This window comes from Paenibacillus taichungensis (genome assembly GCF_013359905.1).
In the GTDB taxonomy this organism is placed as follows: domain Bacteria; phylum Bacillota; class Bacilli; order Paenibacillales; family Paenibacillaceae; genus Paenibacillus; species Paenibacillus taichungensis.
This window is the reverse complement of record NZ_JABMCC010000101.1, coordinates 188,349-205,992: the sequence shown is the minus strand read 5'-3', so window position 1 is coordinate 205,992 and position 17,644 is coordinate 188,349. Positions and strand designations below refer to the sequence as shown.

20 protein-coding genes are annotated in these 17,644 nt (G+C 47.7%); 16 read left to right on the top strand and 4 right to left on the bottom strand.

Annotation, left to right across the window (positions count from 1 at the left end):
* The first annotated feature begins 94 nt into the window (after positions 1–94).
* From miaB to HP548_RS07615, 9 genes are all read left to right on the top strand, one after another.
* Positions 95–1,651 carry a tRNA (N6-isopentenyl adenosine(37)-C2)-methylthiotransferase MiaB gene (miaB, locus tag HP548_RS07655; protein ID WP_076289547.1) on the top strand — a complete coding sequence of 519 codons (1,557 nt, stop codon included), beginning with the start codon at positions 95–97 and terminating at the stop codon, positions 1,649–1,651.
* Between the two features lie 251 nt (positions 1,652–1,902).
* A complete protein-coding gene (locus tag HP548_RS07650) occupies positions 1,903–2,367 on the top strand; it encodes a RicAFT regulatory complex protein RicA family protein (RefSeq protein WP_217504645.1) in 465 nt (154 codons plus the stop codon).
* A 245-nt stretch (positions 2,368–2,612) separates the two neighbouring features.
* Complete coding sequence (locus HP548_RS07645) at positions 2,613–3,038, top strand: PaaI family thioesterase (protein WP_175381338.1); 426 nt, start codon at positions 2,613–2,615, stop codon at positions 3,036–3,038.
* 58 nt (positions 3,039–3,096) lie between these two features.
* A complete protein-coding gene (locus HP548_RS07640; RefSeq protein ID WP_062326181.1) occupies positions 3,097–3,900 on the top strand; it encodes an NUDIX hydrolase in 804 nt (267 codons plus the stop codon).
* A 64-nt stretch (positions 3,901–3,964) separates the two neighbouring features.
* The gene (locus HP548_RS07635; RefSeq protein WP_175381337.1) at positions 3,965–4,534 is read left to right on the top strand and encodes a cysteine hydrolase family protein; all 570 of its coding nucleotides are present in this window, start codon (positions 3,965–3,967) and stop codon (positions 4,532–4,534) included.
* A 200-nt stretch (positions 4,535–4,734) separates the two neighbouring features.
* Positions 4,735–6,189: a nicotinate phosphoribosyltransferase gene (locus HP548_RS07630; protein ID WP_063566350.1), complete on the top strand. Its 1,455-nt coding sequence runs from the start codon at positions 4,735–4,737 to the stop codon at positions 6,187–6,189.
* A 314-nt stretch (positions 6,190–6,503) separates the two neighbouring features.
* Positions 6,504–7,151, top strand: a complete 648-nt coding sequence (locus tag HP548_RS07625) for a hypothetical protein (protein WP_175381336.1) — start codon at positions 6,504–6,506, stop codon at positions 7,149–7,151.
* A gap of 97 nt (positions 7,152–7,248) precedes the next feature.
* On the top strand, positions 7,249–8,268 hold the full coding sequence (locus HP548_RS07620) for an acrylyl-CoA reductase family protein (RefSeq protein ID WP_175381335.1): 1,020 nt from the start codon (positions 7,249–7,251) through the stop codon (positions 8,266–8,268).
* Positions 8,269–8,342: 74 nt separating this feature from the next.
* Entirely contained in the window at positions 8,343–8,897 is a 555-nt protein-coding gene (locus HP548_RS07615; RefSeq protein WP_175381334.1) for a hypothetical protein, read from the top strand.
* Positions 8,898–8,938: 41 nt separating this feature from the next.
* On the opposite strand, the gene HP548_RS07610 is transcribed toward HP548_RS07615, so the two are convergent.
* Positions 8,939–9,460 (bottom strand): MogA/MoaB family molybdenum cofactor biosynthesis protein, encoded by a 522-nt coding sequence (locus HP548_RS07610; protein WP_099853702.1) that lies wholly within the window; start codon positions 9,458–9,460, stop codon positions 8,939–8,941.
* A 166-nt stretch (positions 9,461–9,626) separates the two neighbouring features.
* Here HP548_RS07610 and HP548_RS07605 point away from each other — a divergent pair, with 166 nt between their 5' ends.
* Positions 9,627–10,766 (top strand): CobW family GTP-binding protein, encoded by a 1,140-nt coding sequence (locus HP548_RS07605; RefSeq protein WP_175381333.1) that lies wholly within the window; start codon positions 9,627–9,629, stop codon positions 10,764–10,766.
* Positions 10,767–10,833: 67 nt separating this feature from the next.
* A complete protein-coding gene (locus HP548_RS07600) occupies positions 10,834–11,169 on the top strand; it encodes a four-helix bundle copper-binding protein (protein ID WP_076289555.1) in 336 nt (111 codons plus the stop codon).
* Between the two features lie 144 nt (positions 11,170–11,313).
* Here the strand turns inward: HP548_RS07600 and HP548_RS07595 are convergent, their stop codons facing one another.
* Complete coding sequence (locus HP548_RS07595; protein ID WP_175381332.1) at positions 11,314–11,679, bottom strand: hypothetical protein; 366 nt, start codon at positions 11,677–11,679, stop codon at positions 11,314–11,316.
* Between the two features lie 130 nt (positions 11,680–11,809).
* Here HP548_RS07595 and argS point away from each other — a divergent pair, with 130 nt between their 5' ends.
* The 5 genes from argS to HP548_RS07570 all read left to right on the top strand — a co-directional run bounded on the left by argS (position 11,810) and on the right by HP548_RS07570 (position 16,587).
* Complete coding sequence (gene argS, locus HP548_RS07590; protein WP_175381331.1) at positions 11,810–13,549, top strand: arginine--tRNA ligase; 1,740 nt, start codon at positions 11,810–11,812, stop codon at positions 13,547–13,549.
* A 4-nt stretch (positions 13,550–13,553) separates the two neighbouring features.
* Positions 13,554–14,597, top strand: coding sequence for an ATP-binding cassette domain-containing protein (locus HP548_RS07585; protein ID WP_175381330.1), 1,044 nt, complete (start codon positions 13,554–13,556; stop codon positions 14,595–14,597).
* The gene (locus tag HP548_RS07580; protein ID WP_175381329.1) at positions 14,594–15,304 is read left to right on the top strand and encodes a hypothetical protein; all 711 of its coding nucleotides are present in this window, start codon (positions 14,594–14,596) and stop codon (positions 15,302–15,304) included. Before HP548_RS07585 ends, HP548_RS07580 begins: the two co-directional genes overlap by 4 nt.
* Before the next feature lie 102 nt (positions 15,305–15,406).
* Positions 15,407–15,958, top strand: coding sequence for a hypothetical protein (locus HP548_RS07575; protein WP_175381328.1), 552 nt, complete (start codon positions 15,407–15,409; stop codon positions 15,956–15,958).
* Complete coding sequence (locus tag HP548_RS07570; RefSeq protein ID WP_175381392.1) at positions 15,958–16,587, top strand: YdcF family protein; 630 nt, start codon at positions 15,958–15,960, stop codon at positions 16,585–16,587. Before HP548_RS07575 ends, HP548_RS07570 begins: the two co-directional genes overlap by 1 nt.
* Before the next feature lie 79 nt (positions 16,588–16,666).
* Here HP548_RS07570 and HP548_RS07565 read toward each other — a convergent pair whose 3' ends face one another.
* On the bottom strand, positions 16,667–16,840 hold the full coding sequence (locus tag HP548_RS07565) for a hypothetical protein (RefSeq protein ID WP_167434745.1): 174 nt from the start codon (positions 16,838–16,840) through the stop codon (positions 16,667–16,669).
* A 25-nt stretch (positions 16,841–16,865) separates the two neighbouring features.
* Positions 16,866–17,630, bottom strand: coding sequence for a DUF4097 family beta strand repeat-containing protein (locus HP548_RS07560; RefSeq protein ID WP_175381327.1), 765 nt, complete (start codon positions 17,628–17,630; stop codon positions 16,866–16,868).
* Positions 17,631–17,644 lie beyond the last annotated feature (14 nt).

Genomic DNA, 17,644 nt, shown 5'->3' with positions numbered 1-17,644 from the left:
ATGCTCTTTTGATGTATAAAGCGTGCAAATCACGTGAAACAAGATGAAATAACGATTTTTTATTAATAGAGGCTGTAAGGAGTGACCGAAGGAAATGGCTAAAGACTCAAAAAAGGATTACTCCCAATATTTTGATTTCTCCGATGCCAAAGTAATTTCGCAAGATGAATTCAGCAAAAAGATAAGAATCCGGGGCCGGGAGATTAACATCAAGTCGGAACCCAATCATCGTCAGGAGAAACAACGGGGCAAGGAAGACGTCCAGGTGCTTTATGAAACGGCCGTACCCGATGAACTGAAAAACGTGGGGAAAGGCAAACACTATATCGTATATACGTACGGATGCCAGATGAACGAGCATGATTCGGAGACCATTAAAGGGTTACTTGAATCAATGGGGTATCAGGCTACCGAGGATCGCAAAGAGGCAGATATCATTCTGTTAAACACATGTGCGATTCGGGAAAATGCGGAAGATAAAGTGTTTGGTGAGCTGGGCCATCTGAAAACCTTGAAAACCGAACGTCCAGGCTTATTGCTGGGTGTGTGTGGTTGTATGTCGCAGGAAGAAGGCGTCGTGAACCGGATCATGCAGAAGCATGGCTTTGTGGATATGATTTTTGGTACACACAACGTGCATCGGCTGCCACATCTGATTCAGGAAGCACTGTTCAGTAAAGAAATGGTTGTTGAGGTATGGTCCAAGGAAGGCGACATCATTGAGAACCTACCGAAAAAACGTGAGGGCATGCGCGGCTGGGTGAACATTATGTATGGTTGCGACAAGTTCTGTACATATTGCATCGTCCCGTTCACACGGGGAAAAGAGCGCAGTCGACGTCCGGAAGATGTCATTGCTGAAGTTCGCGAACTGGCAAGACAAGGCTTCAAGGAAATCACGCTCCTCGGCCAGAACGTCAATGCTTATGGCAAGGATTTTACGGATCTGAAATACAGTTTCGGTGACCTGATGGATGATATCCGCAAAATCGATATTCCACGGGTTCGGTTTACAACCAGTCATCCACGTGACTTCGATGATCATCTGATTGAGGTGCTTGCGAAGGGCGGGAACCTGGTGGAACATATCCATCTGCCTGTGCAGTCTGGCAGCACGGAAGTGCTGAAACGTATGAGCCGCAAGTACAGTCGGGAACACTACCTGAAGCTTGCTGACAAAATTAAAACTGCAATTCCAGATGTCGTGTTAACCACTGATATTATCGTAGGTTTTCCGGGGGAGACGGAAGAGCAGTTCGAAGATACGCTGTCACTAGTCAAGGAAGTTGGCTACGACTTTGCCTATACATTTATCTACTCTCCGCGCGAAGGTACACCTGCTGCAGTGATGGAGGATAACGTGCCCATGGACGTGAAGAAGGAACGTTTGAAACGTTTGAACGAGACGATCAACGCATACAGCCATAGCAGCAATGAGAAGCAGCGCGGCAAGGTTGTTGAGGTGCTGGTCGAGGGTGAAAGCAAACGGAATTCCAATGTTCTGGCAGGACGTACACGCAGCAACAAGCTGGTGCACTTTGAAGGACCTAAAGAATTGATCGGTACTTTTGTACATGTGGAAATCACCGATCCAATGACTTTCTATATTCGGGGTAACCTGCTCACAGAGCCAGTAGCCGCCAATCAGTAATACACAAACCTAATAAGATGAAATTCTTTTTGCACTTGGCGGGTTACGGCCTAGCGTAGCGAAGGTGACGGAATCGATTCTGTAGAAGCGAAGCGTTCGCCTTTGTCTCCAAATTTTAAACACGGTCCATCACAATCAGAAAAACTTGGAGACAACAGCGATCAAAAGAACGATCCGTAACCGTAGCGGTCACTCGAGCAGTCAACTAAGCTTAGTGCAATCGAGTAGTTCATCTTATATCATCTCATAGAATGGAGCGATTTCGAGTGGCGCAGGAAGAAGTGCAGTACAACCATTATGGAATGCCTACCTACGATACGCGCAATCTGGTCATACGCGACGACATTATGGGAAAAGCCAAAGAATTGGCTGATATGCTTGGAACAAGCGAAGAAGTTAAACAGTTCCAACAGGCTGAGTCCAAAATTCGTGATCATGAACGCATCCAGCAATTGATTGCAACGATTAAAAAGAAACAAAAGGAAATCGTTGCTTTTGAAAGCTTCAAAAATGCAGACATGGTCAGCAAAATTGAACAGGAAATTGAGGATCTGCAGGCAGAGTTGGACGGCATTCCACTTGTTACAGAATTCCAGCAAAGTCAAAGTGATATCAATTATTTGCTTCAGCTTGTTATTTCTGTAATCCGGGATACCGTCTCCGAGAAAGTGAACGTGGAGGCAGGTACGGATACGCCTCCGACTAGCTGCGGGTAAGTGAACGGAAGGGTGCGGACGCAGTCCGCGCCTTTTTTGATCATCTCAGACTCCACGTGGTGGGGTTATTTTGTGTGGTGGGCTGATCAAGACAAATTCACTGGATAAGACCTGTTCCGTAAGAGCAGGCTTAATATAATAACCAAGCACTTTAGATCAACTACGAAAAGAATCAATGCTGGTAAAATCAACAACAACATACATCATGGGCTTTATACTTAAAGTGCACTAAAGGGGAAATCAATATGGGTATTTTGGACAAAATGGTTGCAGAAGGAAACGGAAGATTTTGGGGCTTCCTCGGTTGTCGGTTTATTAAAGGTGACGGAGAAGAAGTACAGATCGCGCTGACAGCGGGCGAACACCACACTAACTCCATGGGGATTATTCATGGTGGAGTGCTGACGTCTCTGATGGATCAGTGCATGGGCATGGTAGCTACAGCCGCAATGGCAGTAGACAGTTGTGTGACCACTAATCTGAATGTTCATTTCTTGGCACCCATGAAACAAGGGGAATTAATCGTGACATCAACGATCCTTCATCAAGCGGGGCGTAGTGTGACGGCACAATCTGAGGTCCGGGATGCATCTGGCACGTTGGGGTGTATGGCAACAGCTACATTTCGTATAGCGCGAGTAAAAGCGCAAAACACGGAATCCCAAGGTTGACAAAAGATATTATTATGTCATAATGAAAATATCAAAATGAGAATAGTCGGTGGTGCCCATGAGCGAAAACTACGAACAATTCAATGCTGAAAGCGATGAACAGGCAGCACGTGCCTATAGTTCCAAGAAATATCGTACACCCGATGGTGTTCCCGCGGATATCGTTATGTTCACCTTGACCAAGCGGGAGCGTAAGACGGTAACCAAGACACTTCCCATCCGGGAGTTGAAGGTCATGCTGATCAAACGCAAAGGATGGCCTTTTGCGGGAAGATGGGCGTTGCCAGGTGGATTTTGTCAGGAAAATGAATCCATCTATGGTGCTGCAAAGCGCGAGTTGATGGAAGAGACAGGTGTGGACGGCGGACATCTGGAGTATTTGAATGTATATAGTCAGCCTGGGCGTGACCCCAGAGGATGGATTATCTCACATGCGTTTTTTGCACTGGTAGAGGAATGGATGCTGGAACACCGTCAGGCGGCAGATGATGCTGAGGATGTTGGATTATTTACGATTCAGGAAGCATTGCAAGAGCTTGAGCTTGCCTTTGATCATCGGACGATTATAGAAGATGCGTACCGGCGTATTCAACAGCAAATGCTGGAAACGACGATTGCACGACAGTTCCTGCCTCGTGATTTTACACTAAGTGAGTTATACCAAGTGATTCAGAGTGTTGTACCTGACTTTGAAGAACCTAATTTCATTCGGAAGATCACTTCAACTCGCAGCCGCAAAGGCATTGTGGAAGAGGTTCGGGATGAAGAGGGCAACCTGCTAAGCTCCAATCAATACTCACAGCGTCCGGCGCAGCTATACCGTTTTACCGAGCTTGTACCTCGTCTTTCCATCTATACTTAATTCGCAAGCGAATCATGATGGATTGAATCAGGATCAACCTATTCTCAAAAAGGGAGTGTGGACGATGAAAGCACTGATTGTAATCGATTTTACACGTGATTTTGTGACAGGTTCGTTGCCTGTAGGCCAGCCTGCTGTGGAGATTGAGGAGACGATTGCAGCGATAACGGAGGCTTATTGCAAGAACAAACATGAGGTTGTTATGGCTGTCGACTTGCATGAAGAGAATGATCCTTACCATCCGGAAACGGCTCTTTTTCCGCCCCATAACATCAGGGGTACGGAGGGAAGACAGCTTTATGGTCGTCTGGCCCAGGTTATGGAAGAACGGGAATCCCAGATTCGCTGGATGGATAAAACAAGATACAGCGCATTCTGTGGTACAGATCTGGAACTGCGGCTGCGTGAACGCGGAATAACAGACATTGCACTGATCGGTGTATGTACAGATATTTGCGTACTGCACACGGCAGTAGATGCTTATAATAAAGGTTTTCACATAACGGTATATGAAGATGCCGTGGCGAGCTTCAATCAAGCAGGACATGATTGGGCGCTTGGACATTTTCGTGCAAGCCTTGGGGCTCAGGTGGTCAAAGCGAGCGATACCGTTCTCGCAGGCTTGAACCTATAAACGAACCTGTGATCCATCATATTCTGTTGGTTGAACAAGTGTTATGTTACAGGGGAATATGGTGAATAGGAATAAACCGGAGACTTATGCAATGGTACGTAACCATAATCATGAATCATGTGCAATAAGTCTCCACATGTTGACCCGTGTAAGCAGGCAGAGCCTGCCGGCACAAGCGGAAGTCAGAGAGGATGAGACAAATGCAGACGACTAGCCTGGCTTTACATACGGATAAATATCAAATCAATATGATGTACGCCCATTGGGTGAATGGAACTCACAAACGGAAAGCGGTGTTTGAAGCCTATTTCCGCAAGCTTCCTTTTGGTAACGGATATGCCGTTTTTGCCGGCTTGGAACGTATTGTGAATTATATCAGCCAGCTTCGTTTTACGATGGAGGACATCAAATATTTATCCAAACAAGAGGAAAATTACGATCCGGTCTTTCTGGAAGAGTTGCTCCAGTTTTCATTTCAGGGGACGATTCATTCCATGAAGGAAGGCGCGCTTGTTTTCCCTGATGAACCGCTCATTCGGGTAGAAGGCTCCATTATGGAGACACAACTGGTGGAGACGGCGATACTTAACTTCATGAATTATCAGACGTTAATTGCAACCAAGGCTTCCCGGATCAAACAGGTGGCAAGTCAGGATACTTTGCTTGAATTCGGAACACGACGTGCACAGGAAGCGGATGCGGCCATTTGGGGAGCACGTGCCTCGTATGTGGCAGGATTCCATGCAACGTCCAATATGCTGGCTGGAGAGCGTTTTGGAATTCCGACAGCAGGGACACATGCCCATTCTTGGGTGCAGAGTTTTATGAGTGAGCAGGAGGCGTTTGACGTCTATGCCAAGGTGCTTCCCGATCAAGTGACACTGCTAGTGGATACCTTTGATACATTGAACAGTGGTGTTCCTCATGCAATCAAGACCGCCAAGAAGCTGGAGAGCCAAGGCAAAAAGATGAACGCCATTCGTCTGGATAGCGGGGACCTTGCGTATCTATCTATTCAAGCTAGGCAGATGCTGGACGACGCTGGACTGGATTACGTCAAGATTGTAGCTTCCAACGACCTGGATGAAAATACGATTTTCAACCTTAAGGCGCAAGGAGCTCGCATTGATACATGGGGAGTTGGTACACAGCTAATTACCGCTTCCGACCAGCCTTCTTTGGGTGGTGTGTACAAATTGGTGGAGCGCGAAGTGGATGGTGCCATGCTGCCTACGATCAAAATTTCGGCGAATCCTGAAAAAGTCTCCACGCCAGGTAAAAAAGAAGTCTTCCGGATTATTGATCCGAAACATGGCAAGGCGATTGCAGATTATATCTGCTATCCAGGAGAAGAGCAGCCGCTACAGGGAGGGCCGCTCAAGCTGTTCAACCCGCTACACCCCTATCTGAAAAAGACGGTAACCCGCTACGAAGCAGTAAACATGCTGGAACCGATCTTTGTGAATGGGCGCAAAGTGTATGAATTGCCTACTCTGGATGAGATTCGCAGTTATCACCGTGAGCAGATGGATCTCTTCTGGCCGGAATATCTGCGTAAACTCAATCCTGAGATTTACCGCGTAAATATCAGTCCTGCGGCCTGGAATATGAAGCAGAAGCTCATTGCTGAACACGTGCAATCCACCGAAGAATAAATCAAATAAAGGGGCATAACCGGAAGCAAGTAGGCCGGGTTATGCCTTTTTGGTTTCCTTTTTACTGCTAATTGTCCCACATGACGAATGACTGTGTGTGAAACATCATGGACGGACATTCCATGAACTGAGGTATACTGTACCTTCAAAGGACACAGGTTCATAAGGGAAATAAACCAATTATTTCTCGGGAAAGCGCAGGAGACGTCAAATGCTGCATCTTTCCGAGCCTGCCTTTCGACAGGATCCGTTTCAGTGGCTGTTTCAATTGCACATTAGCCGGGGATGAATGAAATAGGAGGTGCAACGCAACCATGAGATGGATTTTGGCACTGACCTGGCTGGCTTTCATTGCGTATGCCTGGATTTGGGCACCTGGGCAGCCTCTTGGGAGTGACCCTGTGTTTAAAGAGCTGATTACACTGCAAAGCAAGGAACCCTGGCTGCTAACCGTATTTTCGTGGCTTGGGATTTTCCCGGCCATTTTTGCTTGCCTGCTGTTAAGGAGGTCAGGGAAAGCGAGAGGATCTCATGTACATGCTTGGCCCTTTGTATTGCTGTCTTTTGGATTGGGAGCCTTTGCGCTGCTGCCTTATTTTGCGTGGTCCTCGCAAACACACAGAGGTTCGGGGTACGAACAACTGTCTTTTGCCAGGCAACGTGAATCAGGTATCGGACGTGTGGCAGCTCATAAGCTGACCCAGATGGTTCTTTTGCTGCTTACACTGGGAACAGGCTTCTATGCAGTGACTCAAGGTAATCCTGATGTATACATGGAAGTGTTCAGAGAGTCTTCCTTTGTACATATTATGACGATTGATTTCGTCATCCTGACTTTGCTTTCCGTGATCGCATTGTTCAGGGATGCTTCTCTCAATCGTCGTTCTTGTGGGTGGGCCGTTGCAGGGTTGATCCCATTGATAGGCCCTCTCATTTATTTAATGACAGCCCGGAGAGATTGAGTTTGACGGAGGCCGCCCTTATACTTGTTTAACTGAAGGCGAATAATTCATGATATGAATAAAAATATGTAAATCTTAATTAAGGAGAGGGTAACGAATGAAGAATAATTTTCCAGCCTATGTCGTGCGTAAAGAAGAACAGGGCGGCGTGAAGGCGGCTATGGAGCAGTTGACGAAAGAAGACTTGCCTAATGGTGACGTAACCCTACAGGTTCAATACTCAAGCGTCAATTTTAAAGATGGACTCGCCACAACAGAAAAGGGCGGTGTGGTTCGTGAATATCCGATCGTACCGGGAATTGATCTCGCAGGGATTGTAGAGGAATCCGTGAGTGGCCGATTTGCACCGGGGGATCGGGTGATCAGCACAGGCTTCGAGCCAGGCGTGTCTCATTTTGGAGGGTATAGTCAATATGCGCGTCTGCGCAGCGAATGGCTTGTTTCTCTGCCGCATGGACTGAGTGAGAAGGAAGCGATGGCGATTGGAACGGCAGGGTTCACGGCAGCACTTTCGGTAGATGCTTTGTTGCGGGCTGGAGTGACTCCGGAGATGGGCAATATTCTGGTGACGGGAGCTACCGGAGGAGTAGGCAGTATGGCGGTGGCTATCTTGTCGAAGTTGGGATTTGAAGTGACAGCAAGTACAGGCAAAAAAGATCAACAAGAGCAGCTGCTTCGGAATCTGGGTGCCTCACATGTCATTTCACGCGAAGAAGCGGACGCGCCAGCCAAAGGAGCAATGGGCAAACAGCTCTGGTCAGGTATAATTGATCCTGCAGCAGGTCCGGCACTGGCCGAGCGTCTGAAACAGATTCAATACGGAGGGGCTGTTGCCGTGTCAGGCTTAACCGGAGGGGCTGCGTTCGAGTCTACTGTATTTCCGTTTATTTTGCGGGGGATTCAATTGATTGGGATTGATTCTGTCTATTGCCCGATGGAACGGCGGGAACGGATATGGAAACTACTTGGCGGAGAATGGAAGCCTGATCGGGCACTGGAGCTGGGGATTCAGGAGATCTCATGGGCACAACTGCCTCAGACACTGGAAACGATCCTCAAGGGCGGTGCTGTAGGTCGTACTGTAGTTAATACGATGTCGGTTACGCCTGCCGAATAAGATTCTTTTCTCCTAGACATGCTAACTCTACCTGAGAGCGTCACCGTGCATGTGGCGGGAAAGGAAGGATGAGTATGCGTGTTAACGGAAAAGGATTGCATTATAGATCTGGACGTGTAAAGTCTGTGCTGATCAGTATGGTCGTGGTGCTATGTACAATATCGGTAGTAGCGTGTTCAGCATCGAATGTTGAGCAGGAACGAAAAATATATACCCGACAAGCGACGGATGAAGGAATTGTTCGGGCAAAGAGTCAAGGTCACGGGTTAAATGGTCCATTAATTCAGGAGCTGGATGAAGCTTTTGCTGCAAAAGGCATAAAGTTGATGAATAATATGTCTGCGGATGATGGTGAGGACGGCATATCTTATATGTACTTGCTGAATGGAAGTGGCAGACATATTGTAAAAGTCCACATTTTCAGTGATGCCCCTACAAGAGTAGCCCGGATGAACGAAATGTACGGTAATGATGGCAATGAGGCTGTGATGGAAAATGTACTTGGCAAAACAACGATTCGCAGCAAAGACTACGTATCACTGGTCTATACGGCTTCAGGTGGAGAAAAGGACGATTATGAAGAAGACGTTATGCAAGTATTCCAGCATGTGCTTGAGCAACTGAAGTAATCGACTCCACTAAAATAAATCCGATAAACCCGTCTGATTATTCAGACGGGTTTATATATTTCACGCATGACATGCCTCAGCTCAGGCAAAATAAGTTTTTCCATTGCCAGTTTGACAGCTCCCTTGGAACCTGGCATGGAGAATACGGCTGTACGCCCAATCGTTCCGGCTACCGCTCGGCTTAGAATGGCAGCAGAACCGATATCCTCGGTATAGCTGAGGAAGCGGAAGATTTCTCCAAACCCCGGCAGCTCCTTATCGAGTAGTGAAGACACTGCCTCGTATGTTGTATCTCGGGGTGCAATTCCGGTCCCTCCGCTGAGCAGCACCGCTTCGATATCGTCACGAACGGCTGCATCCTGCAGGATGCTTCGAATGGTTTCAGTTTCATCCGGTGTAATGATATATTCGACGATCTGGTAGCCTGAATCGGTCAGCAGCTTATGCATAAGTTGTCCGCTTGTATCAGTGTCCTTCGTGCGGGTATCTGATACGGTTACAATCATACAGGATACCGTGTCAGGGGCTTCCTGACGATGTTGTTCCACTGAATTGGTCATAATACATCCTCCTCCAATCAACATGTTCTCATAGCATAGACCATTCAGTAGAATGAGGCAATGGACTTGCAAATAGAAGGCCAGGATTGCGCAAAGATTGCAGGATAGTGTACACTCGCTAGGATAGAGATAGATCAGTTCCATTGGACAAATAGAGAGGTGAACAACGATGAGTGAATTAAAAACAAATGAATCATCCATACCTGTATATATATTGTCAGGCTTCTTGGGCAGTGGTAAAACGACACTGCTTGTTCAACTGATTGAACATTGGCAGCAACAAGGTCTCCGGCCCGCCGTGGTCATGAATGAATTGGGTGAAGTCAATCTGGATGGTCAGATTGTGGATGCTTCCGTGCCCATGATGGAAATGTTGGGAGGATGCATTTGCTGTACAGTACGCGGTGACTTGGGGCTGCAGCTTGCTGATCTTGTGCAGGAGGAATCGCCTGATGTCATTATCATCGAAGCAACGGGAGCAGCAAACCCGATGGAGATTCTGGATGCAGTAACGGAAACATCCCTCTATATGCGACTGGAATTGAGAAGCCTGATTACTGTAGTAGATGCTGCGCATCTGTCAGGGCTGTACCAGGAGCAGAAGGGACAAACCTTCAAGCTGATGCAGGAGCAGATTCGCTGTGCGTCTGTACTTCTCCTGAACAAAACGGACCGGGTGAATCAGCAGCAGCTTGCAGATCTGCAGGATCTGTTGGCACGCTGGAACGGTTTCGCTCCGGTACTGCCTACGGTGAAGTGTGAAGTCGATATGGATGTGCTGCTTCGTAGTGGAGACAATGTGCATGCCTATCAATCTGTTGAGGAAACGAGTAAACACGCGGAGAAGCAACATCACGTGCATTCCGAGGCTTGCGCAGAGCATGGATGCAGCCATGATCATGGACATGAACATCATGAGCATGTGGATCATGATCACGAAGAACATCAACATTCTCAGGGGAATGACCATGAACATTCTCATGATCACAACCATAGACATAATCATCCCCATGCTTCGCATGAGCATGTCATGGTATATACACACTATTTCACCCAGCCGGTGAACAGTGAGGCCTTCGAGCGTTTGATAGCTGAGTTACCACGCGATGTGTATCGGGCAAAAGGGATTTTATCCTTTAGCGATACGTCCAGCCGGTTTTGGTTCCAATATGCTTACCGGGAATCGGATTATATGAAGATTACGCCTCAGGGGGATGTGCCTAACGTAGCTGTGTTTATAGGTGAACATTTCGATCAGTCGGTTATTCGCAACCAATTGCTGGAATTAGAGGCAGCAAATCAGGTTTAATGATTCAAGGTTCCTCCAGACGGGGTATTAAGAAGCATAGCAAACTTAGTCTGGGAGGTAACTTTAAATGACACAACAACAATATCAACAATGTATCGATGCTTGCCTGGAGTGTATGAATGCTTGCAACGTATGTTACATATCGAGCTTGAAAGAATATGATCTGGCAATGCTGCGTGATTGCATTCGTTTGGATCGGGAATGTGCAGAAATCTGCAGTTTTGCTGCTCAAGCCATGACACGCGGAAGTGATTTCATCGCCGAAATTTGCGCACTGTGTGTGAAAGCATGTGAAGCTTGTGCTGCTGAGTGTGGCAAACATCAACATGATCACTGCCAGGCTTGCGCAGAAGCTTGCCGCAAATGTGCAGAGGCTTGCCGCATGATGGCCGCAGTAGCGTAAATATAACTCCATTGAATTAAATTGAATTAAAAAATAAAAAGCCTGGGCAATCTGCAAAGATGCTTGGCTAATCCCCTCACAAAAGAGAACGTAATAAGACATCCGATAAGATGTACTTCAACGTTTTCTGCTGGAGGGGATTTTTTATCGATACAGCATAGTAACGTCTTTCTCAACCAGATGGCGAGAACCTCTATCGCAAGCAGGCCCTCCATTGGGAAATGCACGTAACAGGTTGCCAAAACAGAGCTTGATCTGTATAATGATGGCAATGAATTGAAACGATGAATATCCGTGATCGGGAGAGTAGCCAGAATCCATGCATGACAGCGAGCCGGGGCAGGTGGAAGCCGGTATGACATGACCTGAGTGAAGCGCACCCGTGAGATGGTTGTCCGAAGGCATGTTTACATCCTTGAGAGGGTGCAGAGCATGGACTAGAGGGCAATCCGGTAGGCGGCCGTTAATCGCACCGAGCGGAGCAGGCAGTGAATGCACTATGATGTACATTTACAACCTGCTCACCTAGAGTGGTACCGCGGGAACTGTGAAGATCAGTTCTCGTCTCTGATATAGAGACGAGGGCTTTTTTTGTTTTCTATAGTATGGCTAAATATGATAATGACTAGGAGTGTTCGACATGTTGATGAATCAGGCAGCAGCACAACTTGCTCCGTTAACGGGATTGAAGCAAGACGAGGTGTTGAGATTACTGGAGGTTCCACCACAGGCGGAGATGGGAGATGCAGCGTTTCCCTGCTTTATTCTGGCCAAGTCGTTGAAAAAAGCACCCGCGGTTATCGCCATGGATATCGCTGCTGAATTACAGACCGTTGGGCTGGATGCTTCAGCAGCAGGACCTTATGTGAATATACGCTTCAATCGGGAAGATTTGGCGCCGAAGTTGCTGCAAGAACTGGGACTTAAAACATTTGGCAAGCTGCAGCTGGGGGCAGGTGCACGCGTGGTGATCGATATGTCATCGCCTAACATTGCCAAGCCATTCGGAATTGGTCATCTGCGCTCCACCGTGATTGGGGCAGCATTGTATCGTTTATATAACGAGGCAGGCTATACTTCGGTCAGTGTGAATCATCTGGGGGATTGGGGAACACAATTCGGTAAACAGATTGCAGCCTACAAACGTTGGGGTAATGATGAAGCGCTACAGGCTGAGCCGATTCGTACATCTTTGGAGCTGTATGTGCGTTTTCACGATGAGGCGGAGAGCGATCCATCTCTGGAGATCGAGGCACGAGATTGGTTCCGCAAGCTGGAGCAAGGGGATGAAGAGGCACAGCGGTTGTGGACCTTTTTTGTAGAAGTGAGCATGAAAGAATTCAACCGGATGTATGAGCGTCTGAATGTACAGTTTGACCATACGCTGGGTGAGAGCTTTTATAACGACAAGATGGGTGCAATAGTTGAAGAACTGAAAGCCAAAGGATTGCTCGAAGAGAGCGAAGGCGCATTGGTGGTACGTTTGGAGGAGGAGAATATGCCACCTTGCCTGATTATCAAAACGGATGGAACAACCATCTACCCAACACGGGATCTGGCAACAGCCGTTTATCGTCATGATGTGATGAAGGCGGATAAAATGCTGTATGTAGTCGGGGGGGAGCAGAAGCTTCACTTCCGTCAGGTATTTGCGGTATTATTACGGATGGGGTATGCGTGGTCTGAGATTTGTGAACATATTCCGTTTGGCTTGATGCGTTTCGAAGGGCGGAAGATGTCTACCCGCCGGGGGAAAGTTGTCTTTTTGCAGGAGGTACTGGACGAGGCGGTCGCTCGTGCATTACAGATAATTCAGGAGAAAAATCCGGATCTGCCGAATTCGCAAGAGGTTGCGGAAGCGGTTGGTGTAGGTGCGATTGTATTCGGAGATCTGCGCAATAACCGGTTGAACGATGTCGATTTCTCGCTCGAAGATGCGGTGAGTTTTGAAGGGGAGACAGGACCTTATGTGCAATACACACATGCTCGGATTAACAGTGTGCTTGCGAAGGCGGTAGAGGCAGAAAGCGTGGAAAAAGAAAATCAATTAGAGAATGTTCGTAGCAGTAGTAGTAACAATGCTGGGGCAAACTCAGATAACAAGTCGGTCAGGGTCGGTGACACTTCATGGGCATTGCTGAAACTGCTGGCGGATTATCCGCAGTATCTGGAAAAAGCAATTCATCGTAACGAGCCTTCGGTCATTGCCAAGTATGCGATAGATGTTGCCCAAGCGTTCAACCGCTTTTACCATGCGGAACGGATTGCGGATGCGCCGGCTGACGTCAAACCCTTCCGGGTGGCGTTAACAGAGCGTACGGCGGAGCGTCTTGCCTACAGCCTACATTTACTGGGCGTTCAGGCTCCTGAACGGATGTGATTCTATGGGATGGAGGACAAGTAGATTCTTCGATAAAGCAGGAAAAACAGCAGCAGGCTCAAACGGACGAATCATATCGCTACAACAGGTGAGCAAACGACTTGGGGATGTGCAGGTATTGAATGATATCAATCTGGAAGTAGGTCAGGGGGAGTGCATCGTCCTGGTAGGCAGGAATGGCTCAGGCAAAAGCACATTGCTGCGTGTGCTGGCAGGTATGTTACTGCCTGACTCAGGCTCGCTGTGCAAGTCCAGGCATGGGCGGATTATGTATGCACTGGATGGACTGTCACGCCTGCCCTTCACATCAAGAGAGTACCTGTGGGAAATGGGACGTATTCGTGGCATGCGACCTGAGGTATTGCGTCTACGGATAGGCGAATTAAGTGAGCTGTTATTCGTGGGCGCGGCGCTGGATCAGAATCTGCCTCAGTTATCCAAAGGGACTTTGCAGAAGGTGAATTTGATTCAGGCTTTGCTGCCTGGACCTGATGGGTTATTGCTGCTTGATGAACCATTGTCCGGTCTGGACGTTCCGGCACAGGAAGCAATTGTAGCTTTGCTCAGACAGTGGAAACAGGAAGGAAGCCAGATTGTTACAGCTTGCCATGAGCCATTGCTAATTGAACGTCTCGCGGATCAGGTCATCGTGTTACAGAAGGGAACGGTGCTGCGTCGCTGGAGCCAGGAAGATTTGCAGCAAGCAGCTGAACCCACTGTAAGTATTCAAAGTGTGATGGAAGGGCTGGAACAATCCGTTATCGATGCGCTGCTTGTTGATCAACCGGGAATCATTGCATGCCATCGCAGCATGGTTCGTCGGGATTATGGTCGAGAAGTGTGGGATTGGAAGGTGTCACGCAGTTCGGCAGATCGGATTCTTGGAATGATTCTGGCAGCTGGCGGTTCGATTGTGTCTGTACAGCCGGAAGAGAGCCGATTAAATATGGAAGGGTTGATGGAGGGGCGGCACCCAGGTGAGGCTATAAGCAGGGAAGTTGCTGAGAACCTTTCCTCCATATCTACGGCAGGAGGCGACCTCCAATGATCTACTTGACTCGTTATTTGTTAAAACATTACATACGTTCACAGAAATATGTTGCGCCGGTGATCTTTTATATCATTACGATGCTGCTTATCTATTCCTACAAACCTAATCCGGTTGCGGACAGTTATAGCGTTACGGCCATGCTGCTCTTTTTTGGTGCGGCCTGGCTGGGCTTGACGGTAATGAATACGGAACCTGCGGGGCAGTATCAATTGCTTGTTCTGCATGCAGGAAGCAAACGCAAGGTTGTCTTCGCACAATTAATTTGTGCGTTGATCATGCAGTTCGGCCTGACTGCAATTACCGTGTTATATCCGGTTGTTACGGGCATGTTTGGAAGGATACCGAGTACTGGGGAGTGGATCATGGCTTGGGCCGGACATTTGGCGTTGGCGCTCCTGGGTCTGGGGCTCAGTGTGTTCTTCCAAAAATCATACATTCCCATGCTGAGCCGCAGCATGCCGCCTTTCATTGTGGTGATGTTATTATCGTTTGTTCAAGGTTCATTAAGCGGACATTTACCTGAATCCATACAGTGGGTTGTCAAGATTCTGCCTCCGGCCTTTTATCTGGTTCGTGAGATGATGTTATTTGAAGAATCGGAGTTGGGGGCTGTGGTTTTGACGACAGTGTGGGCTGTACTCTATGCCATAGTTCTACTTATCATTCATGTATGGTTATCGGGAAGAAGGGATATACGGAGTTAGAGGCTATTATTCCGCTTAACTTGAATGTTGGTCCATGTTTCGTTACCATAGAGGGACGTTAGAATGGAATGTATTGTACGGAGATAAAGGGGGCGCTCGCTTATGCAAAATTCAGACATTCAGCAGGGTGACATGCTGGACAGCGAACACTCCAGGGAATTGTTTGCATATTACGGATTGGCTGTATATTATGGACAGGCGCTTGAACAGCAACTGGTCAATCTGATTTTATTAATGAAAATGTCCCAGGGCAAAGTTGTTTCCGAAGAAGATCTGGAAGATCTGTACGAACGGAAGATGAGCAGTTCACTCGGGCAACTCATTCATGAGGTGCGTCATCATTTTACTTTTTCGGAGGAAGAGACTCGTCAGTTGAATGAACTATGGAAACAGCGTAATAGCATTGTACATCACTATTTCAAGGAACGAATTCATGAGACATTCAGTCCTGAAGGACGATCACGCATGATCAAGGAGCTGGAAGATTTCAAAGACCGTGCACAGGAACTGGAGATTAGTCTTCAGCAGTACACAGGTGCCTGGATTGCAGAGCTGGGGTTGGATGCTGAATCCGCGGCGGCGTTGCAGACACTCGAACGTATGCATGCAGAGAGCATGCACGCCCGGGCACTGGAAGAGGATGAATCATTGTGATGGAAGGCAAGTCCCGGATACGTAAAATAAAAAGCAGACGCTGGCTTGTAATATCCATTACATTGCTCGTGTTGCTTGGGGTTATATGGACGTTAACTACGGCCTCGCTCATCTGGACCTACACCGATGAGGAATCATCCAGACAAAGTGATGCGGCTATAATCCTCGGTGCAGCCGTAGAAGGGGATAACCCTTCACCCGTATTTCGCGAACGTATTGAGCATGCCATTTTATTATATCGCCAGGGGACGATCAGCCATCTGCTCTTTACTGGTGGTTCTGGCAGTGCAGGAGAACGAGCCGAAGCCGAAGTAGGACGAGATTATGCTGTTGCACATGGTGTAGATCCTGCAGATATTCAAATGGAAACAGAGTCAAGAATTACGCAGGAGAATCTGGTGAACTCGCTTAGCGTTGGGAAACAGGCGGGGTTTCACACCTACACCATTGTAAGTGACCCGCTGCACATGAAACGGGCGATGAAGCTCGCTAGTGGACTCAGCATGGATGCTGTTCCGTCCCCAACACGAACGACGGCTTACCAGACCTGGCGAAGCCAATTTCCTTTTCTGGCAAGAGAAACGATATTATATATGGGATATACGGTCAAAGAATGGATAGATGGATAGATGGATAGACAATCCGCAGCAGCACGGAAAGTGACTGGTCTGCGCGATTGTCTTTTTTGCACATGGTGATGAGGCGTTTCTAAGTTCCGGGATAATTAATCGCTGCACTAACCAGTGCGGCTACCCCAAAACCGATGAACCACCAAGGCCAGCGCCGATGATTGCTTTTGCGTATACCGATGAACAAACTGATGATCCCCGCAAGTAATACCACGGTAGCCAAGCTGCTGCCAACGATCCAGCCAATGCTCATATGTTTACCTCCTCTATATGGAATGTTAAGAAAAGCTCCCTATGGAGAGCTTCCCACCTCTGACCTCTGCTTGAAATGGATAAGTACCGTTACGATACGTATGTTGATTATGATTGGATTGAAGCGGGAAATCACTGTTGAATCGGCCTCCGGCCTGTTTGAAGTCTAACTTAAATCCATCGTTATCTGCTGGGATTCGCACTTCAACGTTACAACCTGTGGAGCGACTATCCAGAGATTGAAGCATCGTTGAGGAGTGAACGGTGAGTGGGCTGCCTGTCACTTTGGATTGAATATGGGTGAACTGACCGGATAACTGAACAGGTGAAGAAGTGGCTTGCAGTTGCATATGTTCTGCATGGAGGTCTGTTGCTGTAACCCGACTGCCCACTGATCGTAGACGGATATGCTGGGCATGGCCAGTTAAGGTGAGCTTGCCGGATGTACAGTCACAATCCCATTGTTCGGAAGAAACGTTATCTACAAGAAAGTGGGAACCAACTCCGTTGATCGATAGCCTTTTCAAGACACCAGGCGGCAGTATAATGTGGAGCGATGTGCGATGGAAGTTAATGCCCAACGGAAAAGCTTGTTTTCGTCCATCGATCAGATGTAATAAACCTTGGCTGACGTTAGTTTCAAAACATCTAGTTCTTGGGAAACGAGCCGAGCCCCATTGAGTAACACGAATAATCGCTTCTGTACCTTGGCTGATATGCACTTCGCCTTGCATCCATTCCAGAGAAAGGGCCAGAAGGGGTTCTTCAGACAACCATTCTTTGCAAATCATATGATTAGGTTTCA